At 56.5% G+C, this 21,221-nt stretch carries 13 protein-coding genes, 1 pseudogene and 1 riboswitch; of the genes and pseudogenes, 3 read left to right on the top strand and 11 right to left on the bottom strand.

Annotation, left to right across the window (positions count from 1 at the left end; all coding sequences use genetic code 11):
• Positions 1 to 229: 229 nt before the first annotated feature.
• Both NZ740_09620 and NZ740_09625 read right to left on the bottom strand, forming a co-directional pair.
• Positions 230 to 418: pseudogene (locus NZ740_09620) on the bottom strand (3-methyl-2-oxobutanoate hydroxymethyltransferase).
• 18 nt (positions 419 to 436) lie between these two features.
• Entirely contained in the window at positions 437 to 1,315 is an 879-nt protein-coding gene (locus NZ740_09625; GenBank protein MCS6772266.1) for an AraC family transcriptional regulator, read from the bottom strand.
• A gap of 1,179 nt (positions 1,316 to 2,494) precedes the next feature.
• Here NZ740_09625 and NZ740_09630 point away from each other — a divergent pair.
• The gene (locus tag NZ740_09630; protein ID MCS6772267.1) at positions 2,495 to 7,915 is read left to right on the top strand and encodes a right-handed parallel beta-helix repeat-containing protein; all 5,421 of its coding nucleotides are present in this window, start codon (positions 2,495 to 2,497) and stop codon (positions 7,913 to 7,915) included.
• A 1,222-nt stretch (positions 7,916 to 9,137) separates the two neighbouring features.
• Here NZ740_09630 and NZ740_09635 read toward each other — a convergent pair.
• The 9 genes from NZ740_09635 to NZ740_09675 form a co-directional block, all read right to left on the bottom strand.
• Positions 9,138 to 11,957, bottom strand: coding sequence for a ribonucleoside-diphosphate reductase subunit alpha (locus NZ740_09635; protein ID MCS6772268.1), 2,820 nt, complete (start codon positions 11,955 to 11,957; stop codon positions 9,138 to 9,140).
• A gap of 24 nt (positions 11,958 to 11,981) precedes the next feature.
• The gene (locus tag NZ740_09640) at positions 11,982 to 13,121 is read right to left on the bottom strand and encodes a ribonucleotide-diphosphate reductase subunit beta (protein MCS6772269.1); all 1,140 of its coding nucleotides are present in this window, start codon (positions 13,119 to 13,121) and stop codon (positions 11,982 to 11,984) included.
• 125 nt (positions 13,122 to 13,246) lie between these two features.
• Positions 13,247 to 13,432, bottom strand: a riboswitch (cobalamin riboswitch).
• A 319-nt stretch (positions 13,433 to 13,751) separates the two neighbouring features.
• Positions 13,752 to 14,588, bottom strand: coding sequence for an urease accessory protein UreD (locus tag NZ740_09645; protein ID MCS6772270.1), 837 nt, complete (start codon positions 14,586 to 14,588; stop codon positions 13,752 to 13,754).
• On the bottom strand, positions 14,566 to 15,189 hold the full coding sequence (ureG, locus tag NZ740_09650) for an urease accessory protein UreG (protein ID MCS6772271.1): 624 nt from the start codon (positions 15,187 to 15,189) through the stop codon (positions 14,566 to 14,568). The genes NZ740_09645 and ureG overlap by 23 nt, the downstream gene beginning before the upstream one ends.
• Positions 15,190 to 15,196: 7 nt before the next feature.
• Positions 15,197 to 15,907: an urease accessory protein UreF gene (locus tag NZ740_09655; protein ID MCS6772272.1), complete on the bottom strand. Its 711-nt coding sequence runs from the start codon at positions 15,905 to 15,907 to the stop codon at positions 15,197 to 15,199.
• On the bottom strand, positions 15,888 to 16,322 hold the full coding sequence (locus tag NZ740_09660; protein MCS6772273.1) for a hypothetical protein: 435 nt from the start codon (positions 16,320 to 16,322) through the stop codon (positions 15,888 to 15,890). The genes NZ740_09655 and NZ740_09660 overlap by 20 nt, the downstream gene beginning before the upstream one ends.
• Positions 16,323 to 16,329: 7 nt before the next feature.
• Positions 16,330 to 18,090 carry an urease subunit alpha gene (ureC, locus tag NZ740_09665; protein MCS6772274.1) on the bottom strand — a complete coding sequence of 587 codons (1,761 nt, stop codon included), beginning with the start codon at positions 18,088 to 18,090 and terminating at the stop codon, positions 16,330 to 16,332.
• Complete coding sequence (locus NZ740_09670; GenBank protein ID MCS6772275.1) at positions 18,087 to 18,404, bottom strand: urease subunit beta; 318 nt, start codon at positions 18,402 to 18,404, stop codon at positions 18,087 to 18,089. Before NZ740_09670 ends, ureC begins: the two co-directional genes overlap by 4 nt.
• Positions 18,401 to 18,703: an urease subunit gamma gene (locus tag NZ740_09675; GenBank protein MCS6772276.1), complete on the bottom strand. Its 303-nt coding sequence runs from the start codon at positions 18,701 to 18,703 to the stop codon at positions 18,401 to 18,403. The genes NZ740_09670 and NZ740_09675 overlap by 4 nt, the downstream gene beginning before the upstream one ends.
• Positions 18,704 to 19,002: 299 nt before the next feature.
• Here NZ740_09675 and NZ740_09680 point away from each other — a divergent pair, with 299 nt between their 5' ends.
• Together NZ740_09680 and urtA are read left to right on the top strand one after the other, a co-directional pair.
• Positions 19,003 to 19,968: a porin gene (locus NZ740_09680; protein ID MCS6772277.1), complete on the top strand. Its 966-nt coding sequence runs from the start codon at positions 19,003 to 19,005 to the stop codon at positions 19,966 to 19,968.
• Between the two features lie 25 nt (positions 19,969 to 19,993).
• Entirely contained in the window at positions 19,994 to 21,211 is a 1,218-nt protein-coding gene (urtA, locus tag NZ740_09685; protein MCS6772278.1) for an urea ABC transporter substrate-binding protein, read from the top strand.
• The last annotated feature ends 10 nt before the right edge of the window (positions 21,212 to 21,221 follow it).

Raw genomic sequence — 21,221 nt, forward strand, 5'->3', positions numbered from 1 at the left:
AACTGGACGCGTTCGCGGAGGATGCGCCTGCCTTCGGCGAGCAAGTCCAACTCCCAGGCCAGATGGTTGTAGGCAAATCGCTCGCCGCGGGCGACGCGGCCGGGGGCCAGCGCCTCCCAGTAGATGAAGCGCGCGCCGGACTCCCACTCGATGCGCGTGCGCTGAATGAACGAACAGGCTTTTTGGGGGATGATCCATTCGGGCCGGCTCTCGAGCCAGCCGCCGCGCGCATGCTCTGCGGCAGTAAACCGATGTGGCCGAGCACGGGGATGCCGTTCTCAACCAGCGCGCGCACGTGCGGCACGCGAATTTCGCCGCCCTCCCATTTCACGCCGTCCACGCCCGCTTCTTTCAGGCAGCGGCCCGCGCTGGTGATCGCGTCGGCGACGGAGGCTTGAGATGAATCGACATCGCATACACGCCGTCCGGGCTATTCTTATTCGCAAACTGCCTTATCCTGGGGTTGACGTTTTACAGGTATGCAGAGGGTTGTAGACAGCAGGGTTGAACGCTTGATGGAGATAGACGCCACGAAGGCCGGAGATAAACATGCGCGATCAAACATATCGAACGAATAATCGGCGCGAGGGCGCCAGGGCGATCGAGGCAGCCATTGCTCGACATAGAAATCCCAGCGTTTCTCCAATCCGCTGATGGTGCCGCGAAAGTCGTGGGCCAAAATCAATCCATCGGGGATCTCGCGAATCGCGACGGGTCCCCGTCGAAAGGTAAAATCATGAGGCAAGGTGATCGCAACATCGCATCGGTTTAGATGCGACGGACAGTCGGTGGGGTCGAAATATATCGAAATCGGATATACGGACGGGTTTTGCAGCAGACCTTGTCGCCAGGCCCACGTCAAAAGTCGAATCCAGGTCGGGAGAGAATCAGCCGGATGCCCGGTGTGCCGCAGAAATGCAATCCGGACGGCAGGCATGTGAACTTCGCGAACGGAGAACGGTGGAGGACGTCGGATCATCTTTTCCCTCGTGCGCTCGCGGAATTCTCGGGGCGATTTGTGAAATTGTTTGAAGAACGCGCGGCTGAAGGCGCTATGGTTGTCATAACCGACGGTGGCCGCGATTTCTGAAACGGACAGCGAGTCAAAGCAAAGGAGCGTCGCCGCTCGATTCATGCGCGCGCGTTGAAGGTGCTCATAGAGGGATTCGCCAAATATCTGTCGAAAAAGGCGCAAAAAGTGACGTTCGCTATAGCAGGCCGCATTTGCAATCTCGCGAGCTCCGATACGACTGCCGAGGTGACGCTCCATGAATTCCAGCGCGCGATGCAATCGGGCCTGTTGGTTTTCATCCATCGCGGAGGAATCACGGCTTGATCGAATCCGATGCGATCCAGACGCGAATGCCGTTTCTGCATCATGCATCATGATGCCGTTATACGGATTCGATTGGGATCGAGGGTGATTCTCGATTGTTGAAGCCGACGCCTCCATCCCATCATCCTCTCGTACGCTAAAAGCGCGATTCGTGGAGGGCTTATTGCGCGACATCTTGACGCCTTTTGTTACAACGAAAACATTCCACAGGCACTCAAAACGATTGTACTTGTTCTTAGGCGCGACTCCAGACGAATGATGAGCGCTATATCAAAATGTGTGTATACAAAAATCCAGAGGGCTGGGCAAGCCATATCCCGTAACAGCAGACATTTGTGCCTATGTTCAAACCCTTCTCCCAACCCAGCTCCCTTGGGGCAGCTAAAATTATGCTCGAACACATCCTTTTGAGCAAAACCGAAAAATGATGGACCGCAGCGGCCTGTGAACGGGTGCTCGTCCTTCGATTTGATTTAAGCGGTTGCCGTTGGAACCCCAGCCGCGTGGGGGGGCGTCTAGTTCGAATTGCGGGTTTCATAGCTTATCGCCTGCTGCCCTCGTTTAGCGTCCTCGAGGTCAATCAGCGCATTGGCGCGAAACAGTATGATCGATGAGCGAGTTAACTAGGAAAGCTCGCGTCGCCTTCACACAAGCGATTCCGCTCAACAACTTCTGGCCTACGAGGCGTTTCACGCCCGCTGAAAGAGCCTGGATCCCAAGGCCACCCCGCTGTTTTGCTCACCTCACCAGCTCCATCGGCGTTTTGAGGTGCCGGCGTGGACGGCCCCGCTGCGTCCGTTGCCCACCACCACCCGAGCGCAAGAGGGGCTCTTCTGACATTCCAGAATCCTGCTCAATTCGAAGAACCGCACTCCAATTCGGCGCCCCTTCTGTCGCTTCGCGCTCGCCAGGATATGGCGAACGCCCTGAGTAGTGACTCCCCGTATGAAAGCGGAGCATCCGCCGCTCAACCGTCACCCAAATAGAGCGGACACACGTGAATGACCACCAATACGCCAAAGCTCAAGAATTCTTGCAATCCATTTGTATCCAGAGCGTTATGCGTCAAGTCTGGCAAATTTGTCGTCCAAAAAAATGTCTGAAACTGCATAATCCAAAAGATCGGGCAACTGTTACGTTAAACGTCAGGAGGACAAAATGGGCCTGCTTTCCTGCAAACGATGGTTGCTCGTCTTGGTTGTTGGGCTACTCGGGACGACGGCGAACGCGGTGGTCGTCAATTCCGTACTTTGCAACGATACAAATGCGGGAATGACGGGATTCGGCGAAGCGCTCAGTCTGATCGCGACGACCGCGGCGGACACCGTCATATTCAACATCCCAGGCGGGGGCCCTTATACCATTTCCTGCGGTGGAGCCACGTTCTATAAGCATGTCACCTTTGATGACAATGGCAATAACGTCCAGCTCTACGGAAGCTTCTCGTTTACTGAGGGTGGAACGTTGCGCGATTTGACGATGTTGAATGGGCAGACATTCGCGAACGGTCCCGTTCATATCGAGAACTGCAGATTCTATAGCTCGCCTGTGACCATAAATAGCAACACTACCTCGACCATCCACCACAATATATTTTCCAATTCGTCTGTTGTTGCCAATTCTGTTCTCGCGACCATCCTCGGTAATACCTTCTATTTCTCGAATTTGAGGGTCCTTGACAACGCAACCATTATATCGAACGACTTTTATGGCATTACCTATTACAGTCACTATCTTCCCATGACGGAGATTCGCGGCGGGTCTTACGTCACCTTTCTACGGAACTGGTTTCAGTACATGGCGCTCCATGTGCATCATCATTGCTCTGTTGAAACGAATACCTGGCGCGGCACCAACGTCGTGAATATCGGATCACATGGCGTCGTGGCCGACTTGACCAATGGATACGTTCGAATCACAAATTCATCGACAACTATTAAAAACTCTCATTTACTCGATGTTCACGTAGCCGCCTCGAATTGCTCAATCATCCACAATCACATCACAACCCCTGGCGGCGCTCTCTCTTATTACTCGCCTTGTTTTCTTAGAGGGGACGATAATATCGTGCGATCGAATTCGATATACGGCGCCGGCTTTGCCGGCGTTGAAATCCATGGGCATTCAAATCGCGTGTCTTACAACTATATCTATGATGTCGGCTCCGGCATATCGATTACTGGCAATTATAATGTCATCAATGGCAACAAAATTGGCTTGGAGCCAACGCACAGTTCTATTCGGACCGTTAACGATGCCGGGATCGTTGTTGTTGGAAGAGGGAACATCATTGGGGAAGGCGGCGCCGGCAATTATATCGCGGCTTCTGCCGGGAACTCATCTCCGACATATCCCGCGGCGATTCACATACGAGGCCCCGAGAATCTCGTGCAAGGCAATTATATCGGCGTGTTGCCCGGTGATATGTCCATGATCATCTCGCGCAGCAATGTGCATCACGGTATTCTGCTTACAGGTTCTGGCGTGGGCTGGCAAACGACGAACAACGTGATTGGCGGCGATGAGGATTCCAAGCGAAACTGGATTGCCGGATGCGGCCGGCACGGTATCTACGCGTACTACCTCACTTCTTCTAACGTAATCAAAAACAATATCATCGGCTTGCGGCCCGACGGCGTTAATTTCGCGGCCGGAAATGGATGGTCCGGTCCGAATTATCATGGAATTTACATATATAATGTACAGGACGTTCACGTTATTACGAATCGAATCAGCAATCATACGAATGGGTGGGGGGTGGTTGCCGATACTCTCTCTTTCTCCTCTATTCGCGGCAATCGAATCGGCTTTCGATTGGACGACAGTGGCGTGGCGGGAAATCGCCATGGCGGAATCTGTGTGCGAGGAGGCAATTCAAACTGGATCGGCGGCGAAGTCGCGAGCGATGCGAACGCCATCGTTGGGTGCGAGGATACCAACATAAATTCGGCCGCGATATTTCTTGAGGGGACGTATCACACATTCGTAATGGGCAATTATGTGGGTTCCGGCATGGGCGGCAGTCCGGTTCTTGGCAACAAAGGATATGGGCTTCTGTTGACAAATTGTCAATTCGTTACGGTTGGAGGCGGAGCGACAAATCTCGCCAATCACATTGTATCGAATGGCCTGGCCGGTGTCCTCATCGTGGGCTGGTTTTCAAATCTCGTCGCGGGCAACTTTATTGGAACAGATGATAACGGCTCTACGAATATGGGGAACGGCGTCGGGCTCATCATGCAGCATACACATAACAACACGATCGGCGGGCCTACTGGAAGCATGGGCAACGTGATCGCCGGAAATCTGCTTGATGGGATCCAGCTCGGAGCGTATGCGCGGACCAACCGCATCCAAGGTAATTTCATTGGCGTGACGCGCAGCAATATTGTGCGGGGCAACCGACGCCATGGCATCGCGCTCTTCTCGACCGCCGATCGTAATATAATCGGGGGGACCAATAACACATGGTGGGGAGGAGAGCATCGATTCGGGAATATTATTTCCGCAAATGGCGAACACGGCATCGCCTTTTTTGGCGGTTCGACGGAGAATATTGTGATCGGCAATCTGATTGGCGTGTTCACGAATGCGACGGCCACGCCTTCTCAGGGAAATGTTGGATCCGGGATTTATATATCGAATTGCATGTTCAATAAGATCGGTGAGATTTGGGGACCATTTGCAGGTATTGGAAATATCATCTGTAATAACGGGATTGATGGAATCACAATTGAAAGAGGCGGAAGCCACTCCATTTACCACAATTTCATCGGCATCGATCGCTTCGGGAATCCCGCGCCCAACCATGGAGATGGAATCAGCATCGTCCGCACCTCTACCTTCAACACGGTGGGCTTTTCGCTTACCAACGGAGGAAATTTTGTCGGCGCCAATTTGGGGTATGGAATTTATGTGGGCAGGGGATGTAATTCTACTTGGATACAAGGAAATCGCGTAGGTCGACCAGCGCTGACTGACGATGTTCCTGTGCCCCCAAATGAGGTCGCGGGAATTTGCATCGAAGCGAACCGCGGGTGCGTAATCGGTAGTTATATCTCCTCGGATCGTGGCAACGTGGCGGATGGACCCGTAGCGTACTATTTACTGCAATCGACGAATACCGAAATGTACAGCAATTATGCCGGGTTTAGTCCCTGGCATAGTTATATCAGTACGAATATGGAGGTCGGGATCCATCTGCGCGGCGCCGCAAACTGTGTTATCGGGGCTTTCGACGCAACCAATTGGGTGGGCGGTGCGACAACTGCGGGTGTTTTGCTGGATCGCGCATTGGTGGCGAGCAGCAATGTGTTGGACACGTGGGCCCGCAGCAACAGATTGAGATCCCTGATGATTGGATGCGGAACGAATTCGCTCGGCCTTCTAGCGACAAACAGCGGTGTGGGGATTTGCTTCTCCAACGCTTTCAGAAATGTGATTGGCGAATTCGGCGGTCGCAGTTGGATTGCGGGAAGCCAGGTCGGGATTCACATGGCCTTCTCGCGTGAGAATCGTGTGTATTTGTGCGATGTGGGGAATCGGCCGACTGATGATGATCCTCGGTTAGTCAATCGCGAGGCGGGGATTCGATTGGAGTATGACGACTCCTCAAGGATCGGCGACATTTACAGCCCCATTTTTTACAATTCCGTTGCGGGGAATAAGGGCCCCGGCATTCAAGTGATAGCCTCGCGCAACACGCAAATTTTGGGGAACCATATTGGGCTGGATCGGTTAGCGTCGAATGTGTGGCCGAATGCGGGGTTTGGGGTCGAGATCATTTCTTCAACCAACACGTGGATTGGGACAAATGGCACCTCGCGCAATTACATCAGCGGGAATGCATCTGGAGGCGTATGGATTGGACACTCCAGCGTGACGTATTTGCGGGGAAATCGGATCGGATGGAGGCCAGGGTTTCCGGTAGATACGAATCTGGCTGGGAATGGCGGACCGGGTGTTTATGTAACCAATTCGATGAACGGTGAGATTGGCGGGCCGTGGTTTGACCAAGGAAATCTTATCGGGGCCAATCAGGGCCACGGGATTGTCATGGTGGGAGGGGGAGCGCAGGGAAATCTAATTTGTAATAATCGGATCGGGATCTCCGCTGAATTCACAGTGGTTGGGACAAATGAAGGGGCTGGAATCCTGTTGTCAAATGCGCCGAATAACACTGTGGGGCTGACTACAGCTGGGAATCACATCGCGGGCAATCTGTTGGCAGGAGTCCTTATCGCGGGAACTCTGGCTAGCAATAATTATGTCTCCGGGAATACGATTGGCCGCCCAGCGACGAATCTACCGGCCCCTAATCTGGGTGGAGGAGTCGACATTCGGAACGCGCCGGCAAATCTTGTCGACGAGAACATCATAGCGGGGAATCATGCGTTTGGAGTGCGGATTGCAAACTCCGGATCGCCTAGCGCGCTCAACAACATTGTGCGCAACAACCGAATTGGCAACGACGGCGTGTCGCCCATTCCCAACTTGGGAGACGGGGTGTTGATTACTAATGCCTCCTTTACGTATATCGGCGCGAATAATGTGATTGGCGGAAATACCTCGAATGGCGTGGCCGTCATCGGAACCGGGAGCCATGACAATTTTATTCAGGGGAATCACATCGGCGTGTGGGGAACAAATGTTCTTTCCAATAGTGTTCATGGGGTCCTGCTGTTCGGCGGAGATGGGAATTGGGTGGGCGGAACAAATTCCGGGGAAGGCAATATGATCGCGCACAACGGCTGGAATGGCGTATTCGTCGCCCGTGGGGTCCGCAATCGGGTGCTTGGAAATTCGATCTTTATGAATGCGGCCCGCGCCGTCCGCTTGGGCACGTCAGAGGTTTATGCGGCGGAGCAGGATGGGCTACCGAATCGCAATCAGCGGCCGCCGCTGTTGACCAATGTTTATGTGGGCAGCACATACATGTACGGCACGTTTACGTCCGGTGCGTCGCAGCCCTTTTTGATCGAATGTTTTTATACGCCCTCGGCGCATCCGCAGGGTTTTGGCGAAGGGCGATTCTTTATCGGGCGGGTGTGGGTAACCAACGATGCGGATGGGACGATCCCCATTGCGATCCTCTGGACCCAATCGATACCCGTGGGGAGCTGGGCCACCGTGACGGCGACCGATACCAACGGGAACTCGTCCGCGTTTTCGACTCCGGTGGTCGTCACTGCCGGAACTTCGGATTCGGATGGGGATGGGATGCCGGATGGGTTTGAGGCGCAGTTTGGGCTCGATCCGAATAACCCCGCGGATGCGATGCTGGATTCAGATGGGGATGGGTTCTCGAATCTGATGGAATACATCGCGGACACCATTCCCACGAATCCATCGAATTATTTCCGTGTTGCCGTGATCTCGAATGCGCCGATGGTGCACGTGACGTTTAGTGGATCGGCGGCACGGGTGTACACACTGGAAGTCCGAACGAATCTAATCGGCGGCGCCTGGGTGCCGGTGCCGATGCAGGTGGATGTGCCGGGCTCGAACGCGTTTCAGGCATTGACGCATACCAATACGGCGACAACGGGGTTTTATCGGGTGAGCGTTGAGCTGCCTTAGGGGATCGCATCGGCGCCGCTTTTTGGGGATTGGGCTTCGGGGTGGACGGCGCGTCATGTGAAGGGGGCAGATCGCAAGAACGACGGCTAAAGTCCGCCGCGGCGACCGCGCATCGGGAAATGAAGCATTCGGCTGGAGGGGGGCAAGCTGCTGCTCATCGAGGATACCGGGGCGCTTCCGACCGGCTGATCCAGCACGTGCTGGAACCCGGGAAACGATAAACGACGGCCTTCTAGAGACATGTGACCGTCGACCCGTCACACCCTTTTCATCGGCGTTATGGGCCACTCCACTATCGCAGGATCGATTTGTCTTTGCTCGGCTCTGGCGGGTCGCCCGTCTCGCTGGTCTTCGTTTACGAGGGCACGTTCCCCTTTATCGTATCCTTGCGTACATAATCACACCTGCGGACTTCTCTAATTAGATAAGTTCTCTCACATAATCGCTAGCATCAAAACGATGTTGAGTGTTGATAAAATGTATCTCCGCAATAAGCCTCGAGACTTCGCCGATGCGCGGATCAAGAAGTGCAATTCGAATATTTTGCGCTTCCTCTACGTTTTTCCGTACCTTGGATAAAATCGCTTGGCATGGACGCAGCTGCTGGCAAGGTATGCGATGCATACGTAGAGCCGCGGACTTCGCTGCACTTGAGTTGCCCGCCCTTTCCTGCGGAGCGAATTTTTGAACCTACAACAAGTACAGCGTCGATCGTAAAAAATCGGCGTCCCGTGGCCCATACTGCTTTTCCGCCAAGGCAGAGGCTTGAAGGGCCACCGGCATATTTCCCGGCTTATTCTAATTCGGCAATCCGGCCGATCGTCTCCTCAAGGGACGTCTGCCGATATATCCGGCTTCCCGACAAGTAAGCCGTCAATGAAATCCTGAGCAGAACAACTCCAAACATAGGGTAGGTACAGTGCATGAGGCCAATCTTCACTGTCTCTTTCGACAGCGAGGCGAATCTCGAAAACGAAAAATGGCAATGATTGATACCGTTATCTTAGCCGACTTCTAAGCCAGATTAGGCTATTGACCGATCACGGTTGCTTTATGATAGCCGCACGAAGCTCAGTATTCGCGTGAGGGCATCTTCGACAGAATAACACGCGCGGCTGAAACCAGCCTTCGGGGATCATCATGCTCGGCTCCTCATCGATTGGACTGTTGCTGACCGCCCGCTTCTGCGGGCCGGCGTGGCTGATTTTCCGTTACGTGAACGTCATTGACAGGCCTCGCACGTGCCGCCCGACGCAAGCGCGTTGAGTGCGCATGCGCGCGCTTCGATAGCCCGGTCACGAAGGGACGAGTCGATGCCACTTCGATTGAGAATGCGCAAGTAGTAGGTTGTCTTGAGTCCCCGCCGCCACGCTTCGCGATACACCTGCGAGGCGAGACGCGCATCATTGTCCCCCAGGAAAATATTGATGCTTTGCGACTGATCAATCCACTTCTGACGCACGGCGGCCGCTTGAAGGATCCAGGTAGGCTCTATTTCAAATGCCGTCTTGTAAAGGCGCTTGAGATCGTCCGGCACGCGAGCGATATCCCGAACGGAGCCATCGAAATACCGCAAGTCGGAGCGCATCTCTTCGTCCCACAGACCGCGCTTTGCAAGATCGCGCAGCAACGCGTCGTTAGTGCGCACAAATTCGCCCGACAGATTGGATTTCGTATGCAGGTGTTTATACGTAGGCTCGATGCATGGCGTCGTCCCCATGATGTTTGAGATGGTCGCGGTCGGCGCGATGGCGATGCAGTTCGAATTGCGCATGCCCTGGCGTTTTATTTTCTCGCGCAGAGTATCCCAATCCATGCGCGCTTCACGATTGACCTCAACGGGGATCCCTCGCGCCTCATCGAGCATGCGCAAGGTGTCCAACGGCATCAGCCCGCGTTCCCACTTGGATCCGCGAAACGTTTCGTAAGGGCCCCGTTCGGCGGCCAGGTCGGAGGAGGCCTCGTATGCTGTGTAGGCGATAAATTCCATGATACGGTCGTTGAATTCCACGCATTCTCGCGAATCGAACGGGATGCGCAGGGCGTACAATGCGTCCTGAAGCCCCATCAACCCAAGACCGACCGGTCGATGTCGCAAATTTGATTTTGCAGCGGCGTCCACCGGGTAGTAGTTGAGATCGATGACATTATCCAGCATGCGCATCACGAGGTAGATCGTCTCTCGCATCCGGCCGAAATCGATCGTCCCATCGTGACCTACATGTGCCGCCAGGTTGATCGAGGCGAGGTTGCAGACGGCCACTTCGTCGGTAGACGTATTCAGCGTAATTTCCGTGCAAAGGTTGGAACTGTGAATGACGCCAACGTGATCCTGGGGCGATCGAATGTTGCACGCGTCCTTCCACGTCATCCAGGGGTGCCCGGTTTCAAAGAGCGCTTCGATGATCTTTTTCCACAGCGCAAGCACGCGAATTTTTCGACCGTAGATGCGACCGGCCTCTGCCTCTTTTTCGTAATATTCGTAACGCTGCTCAAACGCGGGGCCGTACAGATCAACGAGGTCGGCGACTTCGTTGCTCCGAAACAGGGTCCAGGTGGCGTCTTTATCCAGACGTTGATCGGCGATCGCCTGCAGGCGTTTCATGAACAGATCCGGAATCCAGATCGCCGTGTTCATGTTGTGCGTGCGGCGCCGTTCGTCGCCGGTTTCTTTTCGCAAATCGAGGAACTCTTCGATGTCGTTGTGCCAGAGTTCGAGGTAACTGCAAAGCGCCCCCGGCCGTTTTCCGCCCTGGTTGACGGCTAGCGCGATATCATTCGACACTTTCAAAAACGGAATGACACCGGACGATTCGCCGTTGGTGCCGTGAATGTAGCTGCCGGAACCGCGAACCGCCGTCCACGCACACCCCAATCCGCCCGCCCATTTCGATAGCATCGAAAAACGTCGCCACGTCTCCGTGATTTCCTCCATCGAATCGCCGCAAAAGAGCAGGTAACAACTCGAGAGCTGGGGTCTGACTGTGCCGGCATTAAAGAGGGTGGGCGTTGATGAGCAGGCCCGGCGCGTTTTGTAGAGGTCATAGAAGCGGATGGCCCAGCCCTCCCGATCCCGCTCGTTGAGGGATAACCCCATTGCGACGCGCATCCAGAAGATTTGAGGCGATTCCATCCGCCGCCGCGTGCCGCCAACACGGTCGGACCATTCATGGATCAAGTAGCGGTCGTACAGGGTTTGGATTCCGAGATAATCGAACCGAAGATCGGCAAATGGGTCGATGGCGTCAGCCAAGCGGGCAAGATCGAACTCACCCATGCGCGGATCCAATCGACCAATGCGAATGCCGTGGGGGATATACTCCAGAAAGGCCCGACGATGGGCTTCCTTGAGAGCGCCGATTCCGTCTGCGATATGCCACGGGAGGGTTTCTTCGTAGATGTAGGTGAGATAAACGCGAGCGGCGATAAACCGAGCATCCGGCTCAAGATCGACCGCGCTCTTCGCGTTCAGAATAATTGTTTTTTGGCGGTCAGTAGGCGAAAGCTCGGGAGAAACACTCCGGAGCAATATGGCAAGCCATTGATCGATGCTGATCGCGCTCTCTACGTCGAGCAGGGCGAAAGAGAGGCGGGCGCGCAAATCATCGACCACTTCGCGCGAGACTGCCGAAGGGATCGACCAAGCGGTTGCGCTGGCATCGCGTTGCATGGCCATCTCGCGCTCGGCTGCTCGACGCGCGCGATATTTCGCATATGCTAAAGCCACTCTCGGCTGCTGGATCGCGATAAGAGCATCTTCGACCCAATCCTGAATCTGCTCAATGTGGACAAACGAGGGTCGCTCAGCCTGCACCCTTCGCTCGATCAGCGCGCGTACGGTATCTCCAATATTTTCCTTGACGCCGACCGCGGTGGCCGCCGCTTGAACGGCATTCGCGATTTTGTGCCCCATCCAAGGGACGATGCGCGGCTTTTTTGAGGAGGCGCCGGGCATGTCGCGGCGAATGACACGCGGCATGTCCTCGGCGGTAGAGTGGGGGGCCGGGGAAGTGGAAATCGGCGACAGATTCTCGGTTGCCATGGCGTCAGACCCTCGTTTTCCCGGTCAGATCAGATCCTCTTCGCGCGTGTTGCGCACGCTGCCGGCAGTCTGATATTCCGTCACGCGAGTTTCGAAAAAGTTTTTTTCCTTCTTCAGGAAAATAACCTCATCGAGCCATGCAAAGGGATTTTCGCGAACCGACCCGATCGGCTCCAGGCCGAGGCTCATCAACCGCCGATCCGCGTTGAATTCGACGTACGCCAAGAAATCCTGGCGGGCCATGCCCACCATATCTTCCGGCAGACAATCATTCACGAATTCCTTTTCTAAACGGACCCCCTCAGCCATGAATTCGCGCAGCTCCTCGCGAAAATCGGGGGTCCACACATCGGGATTTTCTTCGATCAACTTGGCGATCAGGTAGCGACCCAGAGCAATGTGATTGGATTCATCCCGCAGCGTGTACTGGAACATTTGCCCGACGCCGGTCATTTTGTTTTGCCGGTGGAGGGAAAGCAGCATGGCAAATAGCGCGTAGAACTGCGTGCCCTCCAAGACCTGCGAAATCGCAAAAATCGCTTTGCAGAACAACTGTTTCGCCGGCGTTTCGTTCAGGTCCATCCCGCGTTTGATGGCCGGCATATGGGCCGTGATAAAATCATTTTTGGCGCGCACCGAGGGGATCTGCCAGAAGCGGGAGGTGATCGCTTCCTGATCGAGCCCCAGACTGCCGATGATGTGGAGCAACGAATCCATGTGAATCGACTCTTCGGCGATCCATCGAAGCGTCGCGTGTTTGAGCTCGGCGGCCGTCAAGTTGTCTTCGATGGCATGCAAAACGCTGTCGCCTACAATGCCCTCCGCGGCTGAAAAATATCCCGCGCCCATTTCGACAATCCAGCGCTCGCGCGGATCGAGCGCATCCCCGCTCCACTGGCGGCAATCGCGCGTCATGTCGATGACATCCGGCTCCCAGTGATTGGCCTTCATCTGCTTATAGAGCCGATACGCCTCGGTGTATTTGAGGGGGAAAATGTTCAGTTCCGGAGTGCGAATGCCGTTAATGACCCGTTTCCCCTCCAGCGCTTTACGCGCCTGTTCCCGATTGAGGCGGAAGACCTTGTTGCGAAAAACATATTCGATCGTATCGCCACGTTCGATGGTGATGATTTGGGTGTCAGGGTGAAGGATGGGCTCTAGCATCTTTTCTCCCAAGCTGCGTCGCGCCAACCGACGCCATTACTTGTTCGACTTCACATGCCCGAGCCACGCGGCCGGATGCGCATGAAGCCTCATACTGCCTTTGGCGAGGCAGACCGGACAATCCCGGCATTTGAGTGCAGCTGAGCAGGTCTTCTGACTCCGAGGGAATACTGGCCTGCAAGCCTTCCCAGTCTCTCACCAGTGGCCATGCGCAAGCTAACCCTCGTTACAGCGGCGCAACCGTTCGGGATTCTCACCCGATTCCCTATTCTCCCGGTGAATTCCCGGGCACTCAGCTACAGCATATATTGCTATTCTTCTACTCTCCTACTATATGTAGTTTGTCTTGTCAATATCGCGGGACGAGAAAATACATCCCCGAGCTGTCACCGGGTAATGGTTCCTGAAGCCGGTGATCGACACGGGGACGATTCGTAGAATTACGATCTGCAGCCAGCATCTGCCCCCGCCGTCGTCCAGCATTCTCACGACGGAGGGGGCTGTCACAGGAGTAAATTTAGATTCTCTGTCAGGCGCTTTCGCTCTTTCCAATTTTCTCAAAACAACTTTATGCGGAGAGGCCGTCAAAATGCCGCGCAAGGTTATTGGGTCGCGGGACATATATGGTGGTTACAATTTTCGATCTGGCTCGGCGAGGTAAGGGACGACCGTCGAGAGGGTGCTCCGCAGGCGGGCAAGAGTGCGGCGCAGCGCGAGCGCGTCTTGCGCGAGAATCTTGAATACCCAGCAGCAGTTGTCCAGCAGCGTGCCGCCAATCAAGCTATCGGTGTCTTTCCAGCCGTGGATGTCCCCTTGCAGAGGTTCGATGGCGGCTGGATCGTCCCACACCAGATAGACGGCGGCGTAATAGGCCGCGTCGAAGGGGTGTTGCAGGGACCACAGTGCATGGTTGTTGGGTGTCAACTGGACGCGTTCGCGGAGGATGCGCCTGCCTTCGGCGAGCAAGTCCAACTCCCAGGCCAGATGGTTGTAGGCAAATCGCTCGCCGCGGGCGACGCGGCCGGGGGCCAGCGCCTCCCAGTAGATGAAGCGCGCGCCGGACTCCCACTCGATGCGCGTGCGCTGAATGAACGAACAGGCTTTTTGGGGGATGATCCATTCGGGCCGGCTCTCGAGCCAGCCGCCGCGCGCAATACGGAAGGACTGGCTGGCAGTGGCGGTGCCTTCGGGCATGGAGTATAAGCGGGTGGCGCTGGGTGTGGTCAGAAAAACCGCCGCCCCGGTTTCGATTTCGGCCGCGGTCTCTAGGTAGTCGCCCGCGAACACGCCGGCGGTGGCATTGACAGCTTGGACAAGGAGGACGCGGCCTGTCCAATAGGGTTTCGAGAGGTGGAAAGGTTTAGAGATTTCGCGTCCGGCGAGGTAGGTTCGGTCTCCACGGCGTTCGGCTCGAATCCGAAATACGCCGCTGAGGGCTCGGGCGTCAATGGACGAAGAGCACTTCACGCTCGAGCCATTGGATCACGTCGGGGAGGCCTTTTTCAGTCTTCAGATCGCAGAAGAGGAAGGGGCGGGTGCCGCGCATGGCCCGCGCGTCGCGCTCCATAACGCCCAGATCAGCGCCGACCATCGGCGCCAGGTCGATTTTGTTAATGATCAGTAGATCGCTGCCGCGAATAGCGGGTCCGCCTTTGCGGGGTATTTTGTCGCCCTCCGCCACGTCGATGACGTAGATGAACGCGTCCACCAGTTCGGTGGAGAAGGTGGCGGAAAGATTGTCACCGCCGCTTTCTACGAGGACCAGTTGCGCATCAGGGTGGCGCTGCAGTAGGTCGCGGATCGCCTGCTCGTTCATCGTCGTGTCGTCGCGGATGGCGGTGTGGGGGCACCCGCCGGTTTCGACGCCGACGATGCGGTCCGGCGGCAGGGCCTCGTTGCGGACGAGGAACAGGGCGTCCTCTTTTGTGTAGATGTCGTTGGTGACGACGACGATCGAGTAGCGGTCCCGCAATTTTCGGCACAATTGGAGGACAAGCATCGTTTTGCCCGAACCAACGGGACCACCGATGCCGACGCGAGCGGGGCGATGGGCTTTCGATGTACTCATGTTTCAGTCAACTGATGAAAAGGCGGGTATAAGCGGTTTCATGGCGCGCGCTGGCGATCTCCGTGAGCGGCGCGAACCAACCGGCGGAGGCAGGCGGGGTCTCCAGCGCCTCGTCAAAGCGGCGGTTACATTCCTCGAGCAGGCGCGAGATCCAGATTTGCGCGCGCGTCTGGCCGATGCGCAGCAATTTGACGAGCGCCGCGACGGCTCCCGTGACGGCCTGGTACACGTAACCGGCCGCGGTATCTTTTGCCGCGATGCCGAGGACTGCGCCTACCGCGCCGAACGCAGTCGGGGCGTGGGCCTTCCATCGGCCTTCCGCCAGCGCCGCCGCCAGTCTCTCCATGGCTGGCGATGGATGCGTGGCGGCTGCCAAAGCAACCCGTTGGGCGCCGACTCGCGTGGAGGCCTCCCGCAGCTCGCGGGTGGCGCGTAGGGCGTGGCAAAGCTCATCCATCGCCCAGAGTTCCTCCCAGGCCGCATCAGCAGCAGCCGCGTGTGCGGCGCGCACAAGGGGTACATCCGTAAACAGTAGCGAGGGAAGGAAAACTCGGAACAGGTACGGTTCTGCCGCATCGGGTGACGACAGCAAGCCAATATCGACAGCGCCTTCCAAGCCGCCCGAGTGGGCATAAGAGCCGGTTGGATAGGCCGAATCGGAAATTTGCAGAAGTGTCCAAAGCGGCCGAGCGGCCCTGTCAGTGATGGGTGTGTTCATGGACGTGCGGCCGCTGGGGCGAAAAGATCCGCTCGGTTTCAGCATACGAAAGGTGCCCGGTGGCAAGCCATTTCCGGACTGCCGGGTTGTCGGCGACAAAGATCGAATCCGCAGTGATTTCGATGGGGCAATGCAGATTGCCAAGCTGCCAGGCAAGTCCGGCCGCCTCCGCGGCGGTTGGCGGCAAGGGCAGGGCGAGGACTTTCTCCGGCCGCTGCTCGAGGATGTAGGCGGCGCGATCCGTGCAGTAGGCGCAGTCTCCGTGTTTGAGAGGAACGACCAGGTCAAATCCAAATTCGGTGCCGTCGTCGGCGGTGGCCCGCCAGCGCCCTTTTGAGAGCTGCTCGCGGCTTACGCGGATGGCGATCCTGGGGAGGCCAGCCGGGCATGAGATTTTTTCGCGGACGATGATCACGGGAGCATTAGAAGAGGAAATACCGCCGGGCCATGGGCAGTTCTGTTGCGGGCTCGCACGTGAGCAGCTCTCCGTCCGCCTTGACGGTGTACGTTTCTGGATCCACTTCGATTTTCGGAAGCGAGTCGTTCCAAACCATATCGAGTTTGGAAAGTTTGCGTGTGCGGAGGACCGGCGTAATTCGCTTTTTGAGGCCGAGCCGGCCGTGCAGATCGGCATCGTAGGCGGACTGACTGATGAAGGTGAACGAGGTCGATGCCAGGGCTCCCGCAAATGACGCGAACTGTGGCCGATAGAACGTCGGCTGCGGCGTCGGGATGGAGGCGTTGGGATCTCCCATGTTGGCTAGGGCGATCATGCCGCCCTTGAGGACCAGCTCCGGTTTTACCCCGAAAAAGGCGGGTTGCCAGAGGACCAGATCGGCCCATTTGCCCACTTCGAGAGAGCCAACCTCGTGCGCGATCCCGTGGGTGATGGCGGGATTGATCGTGTATTTCGCAATGTAGCGCAAAACGCGGAAATTGTCGGCCGCGGGATGGGCCGGATGCGACAGTAGCCCGCGTTGGACTTTCATCTTATGGGCCGTTTGCCAGGTTCGGATGATCACTTCTCCGACGCGGCCCATTGCCTGGCTGTCGCTGGACATCATCGAAATGGCTCCGATGTCGTGCAGAATATCCTCCGCTGCAATCGTTTGGGGCCGAATTCGCGACTCGGCGAATGCGACATCCTCCGGGATCGACGAGTCGAGGTGATGACAGACCATTAGCATGTCGAGGTGTTCGTCGATTGTATTTACCGTGAAAGGCCGCGTCGGGTTGGTTGAAGAAGGCAGGACGTAGCGCTCTCCGCACACACGGATGATGTCGGGGGCATGGCCGCCGCCGGCGCCCTCCGAGTGATAGGTGTGGATGGTGCGGTTTTTGAAGGCGCGCAGCGTGTCTTCAACAAATCCCGCTTCGTTGAGCGTATCGGTGTGGATGGCAACCTGGACGTCGTATTCGTCGGCCACGGCCAGGCAACAATCAATCGCGGCGGGGGTTGTGCCCCAATCTTCGTGGAGTTTCAGTCCGATGGCGCCGGCCTCGATTTGCTCGCGGATGGGCTGGGGGGTCGAACAGTTGCCTTTGCCGAGGAAGCCGAGGTTCATGGGGAATGCCTCCGCAGCCTCCAGCATGCGGTGCATATTCCACCGACCGGGCGTGCAGGTCGTCGCCTTCGTGCCCGTTGCGGGGCCGGTGCCGCCGCCGATCATCGTCGTGATGCCGCTCGAAAGGGCTTCTTCGATCTGCTGGGGACAAATGAAATGAATGTGCGTGTCGATGCCGCCAGCCGTTACGATGCAACCCTCGCCGGCGATGACCTCCGTGGCGGCGCCGATGACCATGCCATGACGTTTGCCTGTCTGCGGGTCTGCGAAGGCCGAGCCGATACCCGACTGAATGCCCGGATTGCCCGCATGGCCGATGCCGACGATTCGACCCTTTTTGATCCCAATGTCCGCTTTGAGGATTCCCAGTTTGGCATCGATGATCAACGCGTTTGTGATCACGAGGTCGAGGGCCTCCTCATCGCATGCGACGGGCGATTGTCCCATGCCGTCGCGAATCACCTTGCCGCCGCCGAACTTCACTTCGTTTCCATAGCCGCTCAGCTCGGCGATGAGATCGCGTTCGACCTCGATAAACAGATCGGTGTCCGCCAGCCGCACGCGGTCTCCGCGCGTGGGTCCGAACATCTCGACATATTGGCGTCGGGTCATTTTCATGGCGTCGCATCCAGCTTCCCGTTGATCTTGCCATTCAGCCCGTAGACGAAGCGCTCTCCCGCCAACGCGACGAGTTCGACCGTGCGGGTATCGCCCGGCTCAAACCGGACGGCTGTCCCGGCCGGTATGTTCAAGCGGAACCCCCGGGCCGCGGCGCGATCGAATTCGAGTGCCGCATTGACCTCGAAGAAATGAAAATGGCTGCCGACCTGGATTGGGCGGTCGCCCTTGTTGGAGACGACAATCTTGATGACGGGCAGCGAGGCATTGGCCTCCAGCTCGCCTTCTGCGGGGATAATTTCGCCGGGGATCATGGGATCGGGTGATGGATGGTGACTAGTTTGGTGCCGTCGGGGAAGGTGGCCTCGACCTGGACCTCCGATAGCATTTCCGGGACGCCTTCCATGACGTCTTCGCGCGTGAGGATGGTCGTACCTTTTTTCATCAAATCGGCGACAGAAAGCCCGTCTCGTGCGCCTTCCATGATTTCGTAGGTGAGGATGGCCACCGCCTCGGGATAGTTCAATTTGAGGCCGCGCGCCCGACGCCTTCTGGCCAGGTCGGCCGCCACGACCACCAGCAATTTTTCTCGTTCTCGCGGCGTTAGATGCATGCGCTGACATTTCGCAAAAGCTGGTCCGAACGTCAAGCCGGCGAATTGATAATTCTACAGAAATCGAAATAAGCCGAGCGTGTGTTACAATAATGTATCAAATTTTGATAATAAGATACATTTTTGAGTTAGCCAATGGTGAAATTTTCCTAATTTTCCCATACAGAAAACACGACAACTAATTTGTTTGTACGGAGTTGCGAAAAGTTCGGACTCGTCGTCTGATGCTTGGCACGGCTCTTGCCTGCAAGGTCGGCGCGTGAGCGAATTGCTCACCCAACCATAAGGAGAACAAACGAATGCGAAGAAAGGTATTGAACATGGCCGGTGCGGTTGCTGTGGGGCTTGCCGCATCGGGTTGGGCGGAAATGGAACTCACGGAAGCGCTGAAGATCAGCGGTTTCGTCGACATGTCGGCCGTTCACAAATCGACCGACTCGGACGATACGACAACAGCCGCTCTCGACCAATGGGAATTGTCGTTCCTGATCGATCCCGCGGAAGGGGTCTCTGCGCAAGTGGATATTGACGACCAGCCAAGCGCTGACCAGGGAGGCGTGGAGGTCGAACAGGCCTTCGTTACCGGTTCGCCTCTCGAAGGCCTCACGCTGAAAGCTGGTAAATTTCTGAGTGCGCTGGGATATGAGGGTGCGGAGCCGACGGCGCTCTATCAATATTCTTACTCAGCGACGATTATCGGCTACCCGGGATATGCGAACGGTGTAGGCGCCAAATTCGATGCGGGGTTCGCGAAATTCTATGCGGCCTTGATCGACGGCGCCTATAGCGGAGACCAGGACGCTGATTCCATCAGTCCGGAATTCCAGATCGTGGTCACACCGGTGGAAGGGTTGACTCTTCAGGCGGGTTACGCGGTCGAAGAGTTTGACGCGACGACCAACGAGATGGGGGATGCGGTCGCCGGCTATGACAAGGGAATCGCAAACTTCTGGGCAGAATACAAAACAGGCGGTTTGACCCTGGCCGGCGAATTCAACCAGCTCTATGACGTTCAAGGAGCCGGTTCCGACGGCACGGGCTACCTGGTGATGGTCAACTATGACTGGGGCAAGCTGGGGCTTACCCTTCGCCACAGCGCCGTGGATCTCGACAACGGTTACGAGAACACCGAGTACACTATCAGCCCGAATCTCGAGCTGGCTGCCAATTTGTCCGCCATTTTCGAGGTCCGTTTCGACGAGTATGAGGGCGGCGATACGGATGATGCAACGACGTACGCGGCGGAACTTCTTTTTGTGTTCTAAGAGTTAGGAAAGGGAGTTATAAATGATGAAAATATCGACATGGTTCAAGGCCCTGGCGGCGGCTGCTGCCGTTTCGATCGCCTCCGCCCAGGCCGAAGAGAAAATTGTCAAGGTCGGAGTTCTCCACTCGTTGAGCGGGACCATGGCCATCAGCGAAACGTCACTCAAGGACGTTTTGTTGATGACCTTTGACGAGATCAACGAGCAGGGGGGTGTCCTGGGCCATAAGATTGTGCCGGTCGTCGTTGATCCTGCCTCGAACTGGCCGCTCTTCGCGGAGAAGGCGAAGCAGTTGTTGCTGCAGGACAAGGTCGCGGTGGTCTTCGGCTGCTGGACATCGGTAAGCCGAAAGTCGGTCCTGCCCGTGTTCGAGCAGTATAATGGCCTTCTCTTCTATCCCGTGCAATATGAGGGGGAAGAGCTCTCGAAGAACATTTTCTACACGGCGGAAGCTGTCAACCAGCAGGCGATTCCCGCCGTGCAATACATGCTCGATGAGGGGAAGAAGAAATTCTATCTACTTGGTTCGGATTACGTTTATCCGCGGACGACGAACAAGATTCTCAAGCGGTTCCTCCGTGCCAAGGGCATTCCCCAGGAGAATATCATCGAGATCTATACGCCCTTCGGGCACACGGACTACCAGACGATTGTAGCGGATATCAAGAAATTCGCCGCCTCCGGCGACGCTTGCGTGATCAACACGCTTAACGGCGACACGAACGTTCCTTTCTTCAAGGAGTTTGCTGCCGCCGGCCTCACCGCCGAAACCTGCCCGGTTGTGTCGTTCAGCATCTCCGAGGATGAATTCCGAAGCCTTCCGGCCAAGGACCTTGTGGGCCACCTGGGGTGCTGGACCTACTTCATGTCTCTCGATACGCCGGAGAACAAGGCGTTTGTCGAGCGATGGAACAAGTGGCTTCAAACCACCGATGCACCGGGCGTTGTTCGCGAGAATCGCGTGACCTGCAGCCCAATGAACCTCTCGCGCATCGGCGTGTACCTGTGGAAGCAGGCCGTGGAAAAAGCCGGCACGTTTGACGTCGACGCCGTGCGGCAGGCGATGTATGGCCAGCGCTTCAAAGGACCTGGCGGCGAGGTGATCATGCAGGAGAATCATCACCTCATCAACAACGTCTACATCGGCGAGACATTGCCGAACGGACAATTCAAGGTGATTGCGTCGCTTGGGCCGGTGGCGGGGGAGCCGTTTAGCGACAAATTCCTGCCGCCAGAGCCCTAGTTTAGGGAGT

Source organism: Kiritimatiellia bacterium, from assembly GCA_025054615.1.
In the GTDB taxonomy this organism is placed as follows: domain Bacteria; phylum Verrucomicrobiota; class Kiritimatiellia; order CAIVKH01; family CAIVKH01; genus JANWZO01.